At 34.8% G+C, this 16941-nt stretch carries 14 protein-coding genes and 1 tRNA gene; 12 read left to right on the top strand and 3 right to left on the bottom strand.

Features of this window, described 5'->3' with window-relative positions:
- The first annotated feature begins 103 nt into the window (after positions 1-103).
- The 3 genes from JR312_RS01330 to JR312_RS01320 all read left to right on the top strand — a co-directional run bounded on the left by JR312_RS01330 (position 104) and on the right by JR312_RS01320 (position 2996).
- Positions 104-1279, top strand: coding sequence for a phage portal protein (locus JR312_RS01330; RefSeq protein ID WP_416647519.1), 1176 nt, complete (start codon positions 104-106; stop codon positions 1277-1279).
- 51 nt (positions 1280-1330) lie between these two features.
- On the top strand, positions 1331-2323 hold the full coding sequence (locus JR312_RS01325) for an ankyrin repeat domain-containing protein (protein WP_416647518.1): 993 nt from the start codon (positions 1331-1333) through the stop codon (positions 2321-2323).
- A gap of 127 nt (positions 2324-2450) precedes the next feature.
- Positions 2451-2996 (top strand): ankyrin repeat domain-containing protein, encoded by a 546-nt coding sequence (locus tag JR312_RS01320; protein ID WP_416647517.1) that lies wholly within the window; start codon positions 2451-2453, stop codon positions 2994-2996.
- 235 nt (positions 2997-3231) lie between these two features.
- Here JR312_RS01320 and JR312_RS01315 read toward each other — a convergent pair whose 3' ends face one another.
- From JR312_RS01315 to murJ, 3 genes are all read right to left on the bottom strand, one after another.
- On the bottom strand, positions 3232-5730 hold the full coding sequence (locus JR312_RS01315) for an AsmA family protein (protein ID WP_416647516.1): 2499 nt from the start codon (positions 5728-5730) through the stop codon (positions 3232-3234).
- A 10-nt stretch (positions 5731-5740) separates the two neighbouring features.
- Positions 5741-5950: a hypothetical protein gene (locus JR312_RS01310; RefSeq protein WP_416647515.1), complete on the bottom strand. Its 210-nt coding sequence runs from the start codon at positions 5948-5950 to the stop codon at positions 5741-5743.
- Positions 5951-6134: 184 nt separating this feature from the next.
- Positions 6135-7631 (bottom strand): murein biosynthesis integral membrane protein MurJ, encoded by a 1497-nt coding sequence (gene murJ, locus JR312_RS01305; RefSeq protein WP_264330942.1) that lies wholly within the window; start codon positions 7629-7631, stop codon positions 6135-6137.
- 131 nt (positions 7632-7762) lie between these two features.
- Here murJ and JR312_RS01300 point away from each other — a divergent pair.
- The 9 genes from JR312_RS01300 (at position 7763) to JR312_RS01260 (ending at position 16887) form a co-directional block, all read left to right on the top strand.
- Positions 7763-7838, top strand: a tRNA-His gene (locus JR312_RS01300).
- A gap of 147 nt (positions 7839-7985) precedes the next feature.
- Positions 7986-8516, top strand: coding sequence for a hypothetical protein (locus JR312_RS01295; RefSeq protein WP_264330943.1), 531 nt, complete (start codon positions 7986-7988; stop codon positions 8514-8516).
- 89 nt (positions 8517-8605) lie between these two features.
- On the top strand, positions 8606-10654 hold the full coding sequence (gene mnmG / locus JR312_RS01290) for a tRNA uridine-5-carboxymethylaminomethyl(34) synthesis enzyme MnmG (protein ID WP_416647514.1): 2049 nt from the start codon (positions 8606-8608) through the stop codon (positions 10652-10654).
- Between the two features lie 8 nt (positions 10655-10662).
- Positions 10663-12459: a M24 family metallopeptidase gene (locus tag JR312_RS01285; protein ID WP_416647513.1), complete on the top strand. Its 1797-nt coding sequence runs from the start codon at positions 10663-10665 to the stop codon at positions 12457-12459.
- Between the two features lie 94 nt (positions 12460-12553).
- Positions 12554-12919 (top strand): hypothetical protein, encoded by a 366-nt coding sequence (locus tag JR312_RS01280; RefSeq protein WP_264330946.1) that lies wholly within the window; start codon positions 12554-12556, stop codon positions 12917-12919.
- Between the two features lie 155 nt (positions 12920-13074).
- The gene (locus tag JR312_RS01275; protein ID WP_416647512.1) at positions 13075-14085 is read left to right on the top strand and encodes an ankyrin repeat domain-containing protein; all 1011 of its coding nucleotides are present in this window, start codon (positions 13075-13077) and stop codon (positions 14083-14085) included.
- A 208-nt stretch (positions 14086-14293) separates the two neighbouring features.
- A complete protein-coding gene (locus JR312_RS01270; protein WP_264331019.1) occupies positions 14294-14938 on the top strand; it encodes an alpha/beta hydrolase in 645 nt (214 codons plus the stop codon).
- 5 nt (positions 14939-14943) lie between these two features.
- The gene (locus tag JR312_RS01265) at positions 14944-15723 is read left to right on the top strand and encodes an SDR family oxidoreductase (protein WP_416647511.1); all 780 of its coding nucleotides are present in this window, start codon (positions 14944-14946) and stop codon (positions 15721-15723) included.
- A 90-nt stretch (positions 15724-15813) separates the two neighbouring features.
- On the top strand, positions 15814-16887 hold the full coding sequence (locus JR312_RS01260; protein WP_264330949.1) for an ankyrin repeat domain-containing protein: 1074 nt from the start codon (positions 15814-15816) through the stop codon (positions 16885-16887).
- The last annotated feature ends 54 nt before the right edge of the window (positions 16888-16941 follow it).

Here is a 16941-nt window from a genome sequence, read left to right as displayed (position 1 = left end):
TCAAATACTTTATTATACCTTTATCATTTACTTTAGGAAATACTATAATTGATATAATTCAACTACAATTTCAAATTTTTAACAAAATTTTCAGGAGGCACATATGAATTTTAATATTTTTCAAAGAAAGAAAAGCAGTGAATACTCTGCTTTGCAACTAATGATGGAACCAAGTTGGAGTAGGCGCGATTATGCAAGTTTTGCTGAGGAAGGCTACATAAAAAATGTCATTGCCTTTCGAGCAATTAATATGATCGCAAGTGCTGCATCTTCGGTACCTTTTATTCTCTGCCAGCTTACTGACCAGGGAAAATCACAACTAAAAACACATCCTTTACTAAAATTACTTTATTCTCCTAATCCAATGACATCAAAATCGGAATTTATTGAAGGGATTGTGACTTATCGATTAGTTAATGGCAATTCTTATGTATTGATGATTGAGGCGCAGAACAAACCAACAGAGCTTTATCTTCTGCGCCCCGATAGAGTTGAAATTGTTCCGGGGAGAAGTAACGTTCCTTATGCCTATCGTTATACCGTAAATAACAACAGTTATGACTTTAAAGTTGATAAATTGACTGGGCGTTCAACAGTACTGCATCTTAAAACCTTTAACCCTTTGAATGATTGGTATGGACTTTCACCAATTGAGGCAGCTGCATATAGTATAGATCAGCATAACCAAGCGGGAGCTTGGAATCAGGCGATGCTGCAAAATGGAGCAAGACCAAGTGGTGCAATAGTTGTGAAATCAGAAAAGGATGGAAGCGTTGGAAACTTAAGTCAAGAGCAGTACCAACGCTTAAAAGCGCAGATAAATGATCATTACTCAGGTCCTGTCAACGCTAGAAGACCTATATTGCTTGAAGGAGGTTTAGAGTGGAAGGAAATGAGCTTATCACCGAGGGATATGGATTTTATTGAGTCAAAACATAGCTCAGCTCGTGATATTGCGCTAGCTTTTGGCGTTCCGCCGCAGTTGCTTGGCATACCAGGTGATAATACTTATAGCAATTTGGTTGAAGCACGCCTTTCCCTTTGGGAACAGACAGTCTTACCGACGCTAGAAAATATTATTTGTTACCTGAATTCTTGGCTAGTGCCCAAGTTTGGCAAAGATTTATGTTTGTCATATGATAAAGACGCGATAGAAATTCTAATGGAGAAAAGACAAAAGATGTGGAAATACGTAGAAAACGCAAGCTTCATGACGCTCAATGAAAAAAGAGAAGCTTTTGGCTTGCAACCGTTACCCGGTGGTGATAAATTGGGTTGATATTATTTTTTTGCATATTAAATTAGCTACAATGAAATTGTGGGGTAAATTATGAATGAAAGGGAACAAAGAGAATTGGATGAACTATTAATGAATTCTTCTAAAGGAGAGAATATACAGCAGATTACGGAGTTGATAGAAGCTGGAGCAAATATTAATGCAGTAACGACTGTGCAAAAGGAGACTCCTTTACATATTGCAGTTAGGTATGGTCATAAGGAAGTAGCAGAGTTGCTGCTTAATAAAGGGGCAAATGTTAATGCAGTAGAAAGGCGAAAGTGGACTCCTTTACGTACTGCAGTTAAAAGTGGCAAGGTGGAGGTAGCAGAATTGCTGCTTGATAGAGGAGCAAATGTTAATGCAGTAGATAATCTGGATATGACTCCTTTACATTTTGCACTTAAGTATAATCGGGAGGAATTAGTAAGGTTGCTGCTTGATAGAGGAGCAAATGTTAATGCAGTGGACAAGAAAGGAAGGACCCCTTTATCTATTGTAGCTAGTGATGATTACCACATAGGGTATTGCGATAAACCGATGGTAGTAAGAACTATAATTGCATATGCTGTGGTACATAGTGGTATCACAACGAAACCAGAGTGTATTGTCAAAAATATTGAATTGTCCAAATTTTGGGATGATTATCAGAATGAGATGATGAACGTCAGGCTTAGTAACAGCAATATATCATTATATCAGTTTCTGCGGGAGACTGATGAGAATAAATTAGCAGGTTATTTTTCTGGTAGAGAATATGATGAAATAAGGTGTTCTGACGCATTGGAATATATATCAGAATTTCCTGAACACGTTAATACGATAGTAAGCCAATTTGATAAGGCATCGGACAGAAGGGGTTTATTGGATAAAAGTAAAGCAGCTATAGAGAATTCTAATTTGTGGGTGTTACATCAAGTTTTTGACGAAGTAACTTATCACTTAACAGATAAAGAGTTAAAGAACATTATAGAGGCATTTCCAAGTCGGAATTTGGATAATCCAAGTGCTGAACAACTTCAAGCAGCTGCTCAAGCTCATAATTAGAGTAATGTACACAGGCCTATGCTCATTATAAAAGGAGAAAGTTTTACCATTACCCTGATGATAAGTTGAATTGATGTTTATATAGTGTAGATATTTATACTAAGCTGTAAGAAATTAGAGGTATTTTATGTATCAAGAACAAGAAAATTCAGTAAGTAATTCTCGATTTACTCTTCCTCATATGGAATTATCGTTGAGAGCCAAACAAGATACTAATCCAACAGATAATGAAGGTCTTGTCCCTTTACATTATGCTGCTTGCGGAAATCGCTTAGAGCAAGTGAAATTATTGCTTAAAAACGGAGCAAATGTTAATGCAGTGGATAATTATGGTTTTACTCCTTTACATTATGCTGCTTCCCTAAATTGTAAAGAGGAGGTGGAATTATTGCTTAAAAACGGAGCAGATATTGATGTAAGAAATCATTTCGGTGCTACTCCTTTATATTTAGCTGTTCAGGGAGGCCATGAGAATGTGGTAAAATTATTGCTTAAAAACGGAGCAAATATTAATATAGCAGATAATTCTAGCAAGACTGTTTTACATTTATCTGTTCTCAAAGGCCACACAGAGATAACAAAGTTATTGCTTGGAGATATGGAGAGTCCAAGTACAAGCTGCAGCGATATAAGCATTGAAGAGTTACAAGTAACTAGTAAGTCTTATTATTAGAGGGTAGATGAAGTTTACTATCTCCTAAATCGTATCTGTTCAGATTCATGTGAAATCAGTCCTTTTTTTCTTGTCATGAAAGTAGCTGACACTGGGATCCAGTTTGACGAAAGCGCTCTACGACGTTTTTTGTGAAAAAGCCAGTGTCAGGCACTGACCATTTGTTGCTACGTTTTTGTCTATCTTATTTTGCCACCCTGCTGAACGGATACCCTAAATAATGTAGCTAAATGAGTTAACTATTTTTCTTGCTAACTAAGGTGTTGTAAATTTGGTCTACATCAAAACTCATCTTAGGGCACCAAATAGGGCCATCTAAGTGTGCCTCGATATAAAGAGGACTATTATGATTTGGTAGTATGAAAAAGAGTCTGAATATAGAAGTTAAGGAGAACTTAGATAAGATTAAATTAGAAGAGATAGAACCTGATGCTTGATCGATACTAAACTGTGAACTAGTTGAACATACACCACTGTTAATACTTACTTTTCCATTAATATTTTCAAAAAGCGTACTGCCATTATATATATCAACGTAAGCAAGCTTGGAAATTTCAGGTTTATTCTTACTGCTTAACAACTTAGTGATGAATGAATTAAAATCCACATTTGTAAACTCTATTTTCTGTGCTTGAAAGTTTACATTTCCTGATAAGTTACTAGCCCAATCATCAAAGCTTGTTCCTTGAGTTTTGATTTCACCACTTAAGCTTATCTTGCCATTTATGTTATTAACTCCTATAACTTCCTTGGTGTCCAAATTTGCAATAGAAAATTTTATGTGAATTGAGCCTGCTTTTAGATAACCCTGAAAAAACATTTGTCCATGTTCTAGTATGTAACTTATCTGTTTGATAGTGATAGTGTTGTTTCTTATCACTGTATCCAAGTTAAAATCTTTTAAGACGTTTTGCCCAATTTTAAATTCTGTAGTTTTGATTTGCACGTTTGCATCAAAATCTCCTTTCTCATCTAAAAAATTAAGCTGCTTTGTTGACCATTGAATTTGATTTATTTCATTTCTTGAGTTTCTTTTTACCTCTAATAGTTTTGGTAATTTAAAGATATTTCCATTAAATTTATTACCTGTAAGGTTTACGTCTAATAAAGGCTTAGTGTATTTTTGATCCACTAATATTTTTACACTACCGGTAATGTCGAAATCTTCTCCGAATAACTTTATTTTATCTGCAACTAGCTTGTTCTCTTGTATTTTTAATGAAAAATCCAAATCTTCAATTTTTGTACCATTGAATATAGAATCTTTAACACTAGTTCTTATATTTACATCATATTTAAGATTTTTCAGCCATTGCACTTTGCTGAATAATGAATAATCATATTTATCTATATTAATGTTATGTATGCTAAATTTACTATCGATCATATTGTGTTTTTTTGCGTGATTTACCTTAATTGATCCTTGCCAAGATTCTTTGTTATTTAGCAATCTGATATCTGAAAGAGATAATATTCTAGGTGCTAAATATAGTTTAGAACTTGCTGTAAATTGACTTTTCTCTCTTTCTTGCATCTTGATAGAAGGTAAAATATGTGAAATGAACGACTCACCCTTTATCAATATATCACCATTAAATTCAGACAAGTTGCCATTGCTTGAAACTTTTCCTGATAAGCGAGATATATTATTGGTTCCAGGAAACTGAAGAAGAGTATCAACGTTTATTTCGCCATTAGCAAATTTTAGCGTAGCATGAAATTTGTCCAATATCCTGTTTTGATATTGAATATTTGAAGCTTCCATATTAAAATCCAAGCTCAGGTTCTTTGGCACAACCTCTCTAAAAGATTCTAAAAGACCCTTCATATCTGTTGTTTTGTGTGAGCCGTTTTTTAGGTCGACTTTACTAAAACTAATATTGATATTAGTATGATCACTTTTTCTATCATTTTGTATTATACCAGTGCCTTGCATGCTTTTGGACTCAATTTTTAAATCAGTTGCCGTAAACTCGCTTTCATTGAGATTGATATTGGATGATATCTCAATATTTTCGCTGGGAATTACATAAGAAAGGAAGCTAAGATTAATGATTTTTGCCAAGTCGCTCATAGAATCAGAATTATTATTAATCGTCAATACTAAATTGCCCTTGAGCTCTTCTTGATTTCTATTACCTTTAAATAGCAAATTTGCAAAATTTGAATCAACACTAATGTGTACATTATTTTTTGTGACATTAACCTTTCCAGAAAAATCGTAATTGTTGTCACCAATCTGTACTTCACCAAAAAACTGCTTATTTTTTTTTATAGCAACTTCCTTGATATTAATAGTATCGGCGTTAAAACTTATTTGGCTGTCCTTTATTAATATATCAACTGTATTATCATTGGCTTTCGTATTCATAATATTAAGTAAATTTTCTTTGTTGCTTTTCATGCCCAAAAATGAGATTGACTTTGGTTGCAATGAAAATGAAAACAACGATAATAGCGATGGCCTTATTTCAATTTTTTTTGCACTAATTAAATCTGATAATTTTTGCTCCTTGTTTTTGTTGTATTGTACATATACATTGTGAATAGTAAGTTTTGGAGTAATGAGCGAAACTTCAATTTTTCCTCCAACATGTACTTTAGCATCATACGTCTTCTCTAACTCTTTTACGATATATTCTCTGTAGCCACTCCAATCCTTGAAAGTTGCAGCAACGTGCATGAGAATTAATAGCAACGAGATTGATAATATGGCGTATAAAGAAAGTTTCATAATAGACCTCTCATTCCAGCATCCCTTCTCTTCTTGTCATCCCAGTGCTTGACACTGGGATCCAGGAAATTTGATTAGACATTAAGTTAATTAGCAAAAAAGTAGCTATTCTTATGTTAAAGCACAGCATTTTTACATGAGAAGCTGGTCTGATGAGCACTGGGTTCCCAGTGGAAATTGCTCTCAAACCACAACACTTATACAGTTGTGTGTGTGACACTGTGATCCAGTGTGACTTAAATAAGGTTTTCCAGATTATATGATCAACAAAATTTCTGGATCCCAGTGCCAAGCACTGGGATGACAGGAATAGGTGCTGGGATGAAAGGAATAGGTTATGGGATGAAAGGAGTGGATATTGGAATAGTAGCTGAAATGACATATAGCAATACAAAGGGTGTAATTTACACATATTTCAAATTGTTCAAATTTCCTCTAAAAATTAGGTAAAGAGTGCTAGAATAAATAATAACACTCAAAGCTATTAAAGTTACTAAATAAACAATACGAGCTAGCCCTCTATCGAAAAACAACCCTGCTGATAAGTAATTAGAGAGATAAAGAACTATTGACATAACCAATGTTGCAGTGAGAATTTTTACAATATTTAGTAATAATGCTTGGCTAAGCTTATACATCTTATTTATTGTTAAATAATTAATCAATAAAATAGAATTTATCCAAGTGGAAATGGAAGTAGCAATAGCAATTCCTATATGTTGGTATTTGTTCATTAATAGGAGATTTAGTATTACGTTAATTCCAAGGCACGTTAATGAGAACATAGTTGGTATTTTTAGCTTTCCCCTAGCAAAGAATGTGGGTAGCAATACTTTATTTATAATAAATGCGGGTAAAGAAAGAGAAAATGCTACTAATGTAGGAACAGTTTGCTGCACTGCATAATAATCAAATCGGCCGTAAGAAAAAAGCGTAAGTAAAATTATGTCAGGAATAATGATAAAAGCAGCAGTTATTGGCATAATTAATATTAACCCTATATTAAGGGCCTTGTTCTGTATTTTGACTATATTCTCAGTATCATTTATTCGTTTTGAAATCAGGGGAAGAAGTACTGTACCAATTGCAGTGCCAATTACTCCTTGCGGTAGTTGATTTAGTCTATCGGCATAATATATATAAGAAACTGCATTTGGTATAAAACTCGCCATGATTGTGTCAATCCATACACTTATTTGTATTACACAATTGTTGATAATTGCAGGTATTACACGCTTGAAAAACAACTTCACTTCGTTACTTAATTCTAAACTAAAAGAAAAGAAAGCCTTTAATTTGTATGCACTAAATATTATTAAAAGTAGCTGCAAAATCCCTCCAATCAGGACGGCTATAGAAAGGTTATGAGCCGGTGTTTCAATGTAAGGTAAAAACAAACTGATGATTAAACAGAGGTTCAAAATGATTGGTGAAATAGCTGTTGAAGCAAAATGCTGTTTTACTTGCAACATTCCACCAATAAGTGATGCGATTGACACGAAGATTATGTAGGGCATCATAATTTTCGACAAAGTTACAGTAAAGGTAAATTTATTTTGGTCAAATCCAGGAGTGAAGATTTTGATCATGTAAGGGAAGAAGGTTTGTGTGATAAGGCAAAAAATTACTAGAATAATAAACGTAATGGATATTACACTACTTGCGAAATTAAATGCCTTTTTATTATCATATGACTCTGCAGAGTATAATGGTATGAATGAGGTAGTAAATGCCCCCTCTGCAAAAAACGATCGAAATAAATTAGCAAAGCGAAACGAGGAAAAGAATATATCTGCAAGAGAGGTTGCACCAATAACCGTAGCAATCAATACATCTCTTATTAGCCCTGAGATTCTTGAAATAGCTGTAAAAAAACTAAATGTGAAAATACTTTTAAACATATCACGGTGTCAATACGATTGAGTATAATGATAAAAGCATGAATGAAAATATTTAAAACCCTCTGCAAAAGGAGGTAGCTTAAATAATTAATTGACTATTTGTGCTCGTATGTTAAAAATTTTATATCTTGGCGGGCGTAGCTCAGTTGGTAGAGCGTCAGTTTGTGGTACTGAATGTTGCCAGTTCAATCCTGGTCGCTCGCCCCACTGAAAATTTTCACTTTACATAAATATAAACATTAGATATTTTTGCACGGCCGTTAGCATTCCTTGTTGCTCTAGTATTTAGATGGCGGAGGGGAAGTTTGCGATTTAGAGTAAAAATGATGCCTATTAATTAGTGAGAGGAATTGTATGTATATTTGTTTGTTAGCTTATAGTATAGTGTCAGCACTAGGAATATTAGCTTGGTGGTTGAGTTTTGACACTTCATCACCTTTAGCCATAGGTGCAATTGCTGGTTCTATGGCTCTAGCATTGATTGCGGTTTTGCACGTAGGATGTTTGCTATATAAGTTTTGCAAAAGAGATCCTATTGAGGAAGATCATGGAAAAATAGCAATTTTTTTGGGTATGGCTATACCTATAAGTACTATGATTGGGGCAGTGCTTAATGCAAGTGTGATTGCTGTTCTTCCTAATCCAGTAGTAACAGTGATTATCTTAGTAAGTGCAATAACAGGGCTAATAGCAACAATTATGGGGGTTTATGTAGCCACATCTTTAGTGCATTGTGCAGATGAAGCAGCAATTACATTTGCAGCAAGTGCAACTTCGATTACAGATTCTACATTTGTTAGAATATCTCAGGAAGAAGAAGTGGATGAGTGTATTACCTCTCCTACAGTTGAAAAAGTTTCTTCTGTAAAAGAGACGATAATTTGAGCTAAGTTAGTGTGTAACACTGGAATCTGTAAAATTTGACATCAATCACTGATAGTTGGAATATTATAGAGTAGGAATTACTCAAGAAGATGCATAAGTACGACGTAGTGGTAGTAGGTGGCGGTCATGCCGGGTGTGAAGCAGCTACAGCTGCAGCACGCCTTGGTGCAAGCACGCTACTTATAACTCACAAAATTTCAACTATAGGAGAGATGTCTTGTAATCCAGCAATTGGAGGAGTTGCAAAGGGTGTTGTAGTTAGAGAAGTAGACGCCCTTGATGGAATAATGGGGAGAGCTATCGACCGAGCAAGCATACACTCGGTCGTTTTAAATGGCAGCAGAGGCGCAGCAGTATGGGGCCCACGTGCACAAGCAGACCGAAAATTATACAAAAAAGCAATACAGGAAATTATTCTAAATTATAACAACTTGACAGTAAAAGAAGAGTCAGTTGACGATTTTCTTATCGAAAGTGATAGCAATGGAGAATCTTATATAAAAGCTGTAATAACAGACTCAGGTGAACGTATACTGACAAGCAGAGTTGTTTTGACTACAGGGACTTTTTTACGTGGTGTGATTCATATAGGAGAGCAAACAACTCCTTCTGGAAGAATGGGAGATAAACCTGCAATAGAGCTTGCAAACACGCTAAAGAAGTATGATTTTAAACTGGGCAGGTTACGTACCGGAACTCCACCGAGGCTTGATCGTGGCACTATAAACTGGTCGGTATTACAAGAACAAGTGGGTGACAATCCACCTACACCATTTTCTTATCTTACAGAGAAAATTAACCAGCCTCAGGTTTCATGTTTTATTACTCATACTAATGAACATACACACAGAGTAATTCGAGAGAATCTTCACAGATCAGCTTCTTCATATTTAGATAACGTTATTGCACCAAGATACTGCCCATCAATTGAAACTAAAGTTAAAAAATTTGCAGAAAAAAATAATCACCAAATATTTCTAGAACCAGAAGGGATTGATGATAACACTATATATCCAAATGGAATTTCAAATTCATTGCCCATCGAAGTGCAGTATGAAATGATAAAGAGTATAAAAGGGCTTGAAAATGCAGAAATATTAAGACCTGGATATGCAGTTGAATACGATTATATCGATCCACGAGAGCTATTTCATACTCTCGAAACTAAGAAAATTAAAGGACTATATTTTGCTGGTCAAATTAATGGTACCACTGGATATGAAGAAGCAGCCGGGCAGGGAATTATTGCCGGAATCAATGCAGCACTCTCTTTATCTCAAAAAAGTTTTGTTCTTCATCGTACAGACTCATATATCGGTGTAATGATAGACGACTTGGTCACTAAGGGAGTTGCTGAGCCTTACAGATTATTCACCTCACGCGCAGAGTACAGGCTGGCGATTAGGTCAGATAATGCAGATAGAAGGTTGACACAAAAAGGTTATGACATTTCCCTTGTATCGCATGAGAGATACTCTGTTTTGCAGGGTAAACTTAAATCCATTAAGCAACTTGAGGAGAAATTAGAGAGCCTAACAATTACTCCTGAGCAGCTCAGGTCCTATGGCATTAAAATATCTTATGATGGAATAAGAAAAACAGCATTAGATTTGCTCGGTTATCAAAATATTGACTGGAATAAATTACGAGAAATATGGCAAGAGTTAAACATGGGTTCCAGTGTCAGCTACTTGCATAACGCCAAAGCACCTCTTCCTGTCATCCAAGTAGCTGACACTGGGATCCAGTACTTGAATGATGATGGAATGGATGCAGTTGACACTGAAAAAAATGTAGATTCCAGCGTCATGTGCTGGAATAACACTATAACTGATAGCATAGCCAAGAATGAAATATATGAAGCAGTTGCAATTGAAGCAAAATACAAGCCTTATTTAGTAAGACAAGAAGCAGATATGAAGTTTCTACAAGAGGAAGTTAATACTCAAATTCCAACTAATTTCAACTACTCACAGATTAAAGGCTTGTCAACTGAAGTGATAGAGAAGTTGCAATCAATAAAACCAGCAACAATTGGCATTGCAAAGCAAATACAGGGCATCACTCCAGCAGCAATAGTTAGCATATTAGTGTACCTTAGGAATAAGAAAACGAAAATAGCTGCTAATTCTGCGTAAGGTATTCCATGTCAAAAATCGAAGAATTTCGCTCTTTTATGCACGAAATAAATGTTGATGCATTTATGTTGCATACTAAAGACGAGTATTTAAATGAATATTCAAAAGAGTTAGCAGAGTTATGTGGCTTCACGGGAACAAATGGGCTACTTATCGTTACAAAGAGTAATAAGTGCCCATTTTTTACAGATGGACGCTATATCACACAAGCTCGCAGTCAGCTCGATCAGGGCAGTTTTCGAGTATATAATATACAAGAAGAGGATCCACACAAATGGGTAAAAGCAAACTTAACATTGACTACCTCACTGGGTTACTATCCGCAATATTTTACTATGAAGGACATAAGAAAATATGAAGGCATTTGTAAACTAGTACCATACTTAATTGAAAAAGATAGTAGTCATAAAGCACAAACAATAGTCTCACATGTATCTGGTGAGAGTGGTAAGGATAAATGTGAAAGAGTAGCTAAAAACATAGAGGCTGAAGCAGTGCTTCTGACTGATCCAAATTCAATTTCGTGGTTATTAAATTTAAGAAATGAAAGTGCTGAATATACTCCTTGTATATTGGGTCGTGCTATATTGTATAAAAATGCCAATGTTGATTTATTTATTCAAGATAAAGAACATTCAACTATAAAAGCAAATTTTGATAACCATATAAATGTTTTTGATATTAGTGAGCTAGAAAATTCACTACATAAGTTAAATTTGGTGGTGATAGATCCAAGCATGACTCCAATGAGCATTATGAATGCAATAGATCCCTTGTATAACCATTATTTAAATGAAAAATCAGCTTCGGTGTCATTCCAGTGCTTGACCAGAAATAAAAAAGCATGGATCCCAGTGTCAAGCACTGGGATGACAATAAGTAATGAAAGAGGTCTAATAGAAAATAAGCAGATAATTGAGAAGGAGGATCCTTGTTTGATTCACAAAGCGGTAAAAAATCAAACTGAAATAACTGGAGCTATAAGTGTGCACATCAAAGATGGAGTAGCAGTTACAAATTTTCTATATTGGCTTGAAAACAATATTGACAGTGAAATTACTGAGCTTGAAGCTGAAGAAAAAGTTTTAGAATACAGAAAAGGGCAGAATTTGTTTAAGCAATCGAGTTTTCCAACAATTTCAGCATTCAACGAGAATGGAGCAATCATTCATTATCGTGCAAGCAATAAGACAAATAAAGCTATTAAAAAAGATGGACTATATTTGATCGATTCTGGTGGTCAGTACCTTGATGGTACAACCGATATTACAAGAACTATAGCAGTTGGCAATCCAACTAATGAGCAAAGGGCTCATTACACAATAGTACTAAAAGCTCACATTTCGATAGCAAGTGCAGTCTTTCTCCCTGGCACCACTGGTGGGGAATTGGACATATTAGCGCGTATACATTTATGGAAATTTGGAATGGATTACATGCACGGTACAGGACATGGAGTAGGAAGTTACCTTTCAGTACACGAAGGACCGCAAGCAATATCAAGAGGAAATAAAGTGGAACTCATTCCAGGCATGATACTTTCTAACGAGCCTGGTTATTATATTCCAGGAAAGTATGGAATAAGAATTGAGAATCTGATGTATATTGAAAGGCGAGAAAACGTCTTTTTAAGCTTTAAACAATTGACCTCTGTTCCTTATGATAAAAAGCTAATAGATATACAAATGCTTACTGAAGATGAAGTTAAATGGATAAATAGCTATCACCAATTTGTTTATAAAAATATAGAAAATGGCATAAAAGATAAGGAATGGTTAAAGAGAGTATGTGAACCTTTAAAATAGTTAATTTGTCATTTAATCAAGTATTAATATAGTTGTTCTTGTATTGTTTTTAATTAAAAACAATATATAATATTAGTTTCAAATAGGTGTAATTATGACAGATAAAATGCAAGATGATGAATTTATGAAGCAGTACATGGATACTTGCAAAGAGCAAATAGAAAAGTTGGCAAGCGACCCTAATTTGCTTCAACAGACCTTAAAGCCATTCATGCAAATGTCTCAGCAACTTATGGCTGGTGGTATGCTAGAAGGAAATATGCCTAGCATGATACCTGATATGGGTGGTATGGATATCAACAAGATGATTGCTCAGATGAAGGAAATGTATGATTACATAAAGAGTAATCACAAAGAGCTCATGGGAAAAGATGCTTCACAAATTCAAGAGCTTGATGATTCCAGCAGAAGATTGAGAGGCTTGGTCAAGAAATTGATAGAGAAAGTTGAAGCTAAGTAGTATTTATTCATATCAAAGAGCTATAGCAGTAGTGAGGTTGCTCTCATTCCAATTTTAAATAAAAGGCATAAGTATTAAAAGAAAAAGTCTACAAAATGCTTTCATTCCTTAATAGGGATTAAGATGGTTTCGAAGTTTATTCAGGGGGCTAGTAAATGGTGTATAATTTTAACAATAAAGCAATACTTGATGCTTTGTTAGAATATTATGGTATAAATAGAGAAATTGAAGAAAGTGACAAATCTAATACTGTAAAAAATTTATTGAATCGTTTCACAAAAGAGAATCTTAATTATTTCACACATGTAGCTCCTTGGCTAAAAAATCTTGTACCAAAATTAGAAGGTGATACTCAAGAATTGAGACAACCTTCTACGTTACAAGCATTATCAATTGCACGAATAGTTAAAAGTCGTACTGAGCTACTTTTTAAATTATTTTCATCTGCCAAAAATGGTGATTTAGAGGCAGTGAAATACCTGGTAGAAAGAGCAGAAGTAGATGTTAATGCACAAGATATGTTTGAATTCACTTCTCTAATGTTTGCTGCTGCAAGTGGTCATTTGGATGTAGTAAAGTATCTAGTAAAAGAAGCAAAAGTAGATGTTAATGCAGGAAATGAATTTGGAAACACTCCTCTAATATTTGCTGCTGAAGATGGTCATTTGGATGTAGTAAAGTATCTAGTAAAAGAAGGAAATACAGATGTTAATACGCAAGATAGAAAAGGAAACACTCCTCTAATGCTAGCTGCTCAGAGAGGTGATTTAGGTATAGTGAAGTGCCTGGTAGAAGCAAAAGCAGATGCTAACACAAAAAACTACTATGGAGCAACTGCTCTAACACGTACTACTCAAGATGTAAGAAAGTACTTGAAAAATCATGTACGAAAAATTAATGAAATAGAACTTCGGAAGGAGCGTGTCTGCATTAGCGTTTGTGGTGCAGTAGGTTTTATTACAGGTTTTGCGGTAGCATATAATACACAAGCAGCTATTGCAACGTGTGCAACATCAGCTGTTACTGGTTTATTATTGGGTGCAGTAGTTGGTTATTTAGCTATAAAAGTAAAAAGAGAAAAACGTGAAGATCCAGATATAGCTGTAGTTACTGCACTTAAAAATATCCTTACTATTCAATGGAGTACCTGGCCGACAGTATGCTAAGGACGAGAAGCTCGGATTTAAATAACAATAAAAAAGTATTTGAAAAGATATAGCTCTTTTGAGATACTGCTTTGTTTTTAAATAGGATTTTTATCTTTAAAATAGTATTTTACCTTTTTGGGTGATGTGGAAATTCTTGAATTTTATAGAATTTTGTTTAATATTGATGCATGAGTCAGTTTTACAAAAAAACATAAACACAAAAGAGATGATTGAACTACAAAGCCAAGAAATTTGCCCAAATGGAAATAAGAAAAATTTGATTATTTTTTTTCATGGTTGGGGCTCAAGTGGCGATAATTTCGTGCATCTTGCTAAAGTTATGAGCAAGTTTTTACCTGATTCATATTTAGTAGTTCCCAATGCTCCATTTGAAAGAGAAATAGGTGATGGTTATCAGTGGTTTAGTTTAGAGGATCGTAGTGAGGAAGCACTATATAATGGGGTGAAAAATGCTGCATCAATTGTAAATCATTTTATTGGTACAAAATTAAAGGAGCTTAATTTAAAAGATACTCAGCTTTCTTTAGTTGGATTTTCTCAAGGGGCAATGCTTGCAATGCATGTAGCTCTTACCCGGCTTCAGTCTTGTGCATCGGTTGTTGCATATTCTGGTAGGTTTCTTTCACCTTCAAAAATTGCACCGGAGATCAAATCAAAACCCAGCATATGTGTTATTCATGGTGACGCTGATGATGTGGTACCTTTTTCTTCCCTTGATTTAGCGGTTAAAGCTCTGAAAGAAAATGGAGTAAACGCTCAAGGATACCCAATTCATGGATTAGGCCATATTATTAATGAAGAAGGAATAAGGTTAGGGGTTGAGTTTATCAAGAAGAATTTTGGAAATTAATTTCCATGCACTTGTTTTGCTTTGGTTACGGATATGTAGCTAAATTTCTATCGAAAAAATTGCTAAACTTAGGCTGGAAAGTTAACGGTACATCAAGAAATAAAGATATACAACTTTTTGATTATGACAAGGTTGATCAAGATCTGCTTAAAAGCGTAACGCATGTTTTAGTTTCTATTCCTCCAGACGGCGATGATGTTATGGAGAGATACAGTCATTGTCTGGAGAATATTAAATGGCTTGGTTATCTGTCTGCAACTAATGTTTATGGTGACCACTGTGGTAATTGGGTGAATGAGGAATCTGAAACAAAGCCTATAGAAATAAGAGGAGAAAAGCGCCTTGAGTCTGAAAAGAAGTGGCTAAGTAGCAAATTGCCTGTACATATTTTTCGTTTGGCTGGGATATATGGTCCTGGTAGAAATGCGCTAATTGACCTGCAGCTTGGCAAAGCAAGAAATGTAAAAAAAATTTTTTCTCGTGTTCATGTTGAAGATATATCGAATATTTTATTTTCTTCCATGCAAAATATAAAGCCTTATGAGATATACAATTGTGCAGATGATTTACCTGCTACGCAATCTGAAGTAGTCACGTATGCAGCCGAGCTTCTCAATATTAGCCCTCCAGAGCCAGTTGAGATTTCTTCCGTACCAAATTACGCACGGGGTTTTTATTTAGGGTCAAAAAAAGTAAGCAATACTAAAATTAAAAAAGATCTTGGTGTCTCTCTAGTTTATCCTGATTACAAGGTAGGTTTAAAGAGTTTGTATATATTAGAATAGAGAAAATAGATTGCCAGATGCAAAAATTTTTCTTGAATGTTCCTTGTTTTGATGTAGTACCACTAGGCATACTATTATATAGAGGTAAATATGTTCAGCACTCAATCGCTTCCGGTTGAAAATATTCTATTAAATCAAGCCGCTTATAACGGTAACATAAATGAAGTTAGGTTATTACTTAATGTAAAAACTGATATCAATATCAAGGATAAAAAAGGATTTACAGCCTTGCATTTTGCTGTTTATTCAGGACATTTAGACGTAGTAAAGTTACTAATCAGTAAAGAAGCTAATATTCATGCAAGAACTACTAAAGGCAGTACAGTTTTACACTTTGCTGTTGTAGCTAAAAGCAAAGCTATAGTAGAGGAGTTAATTAAAGCGGGAGCTGATCCCAATATAAAAGACTGTACTGATGGTAAGACACCTTTACATATTGCTGCTCAAAATGGACTTGTAGAAGTTGTAAAGGTGTTACTTAATACTCAAGAAATTAAGATTGATGCTAAAGACAATGAATTTGGTATAACAGCTCTGTACTTAGCCTCTCAGAACGGACATACTGAAATAGTTGAACTATTAATTAGCACAAAAAATGCTGATGTTAACATAGTAGATAAAAAAAATAATGTCACACCCTTGTATCTAGCTGCTCAGAATGGGCATGCAGCAGTAGTTAAGTTGCTTCTTGATAATGGTGCTAAAGTCAATGGCTGTGATACCAGTATGAATCCTTTGTGTGTAGCTATTAATAATGGCCATGACGAGGTAGCTCAATTATTACTTAGTGTAGGAGGGGTGGATGTCAATATTGGCAATCAGCTTGGCAATACACCTCTACATATAGCAGCTATGAAAGGTAATGAAAAAATGGCAAGATTACTGCTAGAAAAAGGTGCTGATCCTAATATTAAAAACCTTTCAGGAGATACTTCCTTACAAGCTGCTGAATACGTAAGAAACATTAGCTGGCATGATAATCCTCCAAATGTACAAGGAGGATTCTTCGTGTTAGTTGGCTCGAATGGAATATATTCATTTCAGCAATTTTATGAGCAAAAAAAAATTATGGAGCTTTTGGTACAACATATAAAGGATAGCAGACCTAGCTCATCAGTAGATGAAATTGACGTATCTGTTCAGCAGAGTAGCAAAATAAGATAGATGAGAAAACTATAGTATTTTCTAAAATGGATGATAAAGTTCCATTATGGTATT

Origin of the sequence: Wolbachia endosymbiont of Nasonia giraulti, from assembly GCF_048054155.1 — a bacterium.
GTDB classification, from domain to species: domain Bacteria; phylum Pseudomonadota; class Alphaproteobacteria; order Rickettsiales; family Anaplasmataceae; genus Wolbachia; species Wolbachia pipientis_C.
The sequence above is the reverse complement of the archived record's forward strand: the minus strand, read 5'-3'. Positions and strand labels throughout refer to the sequence as shown.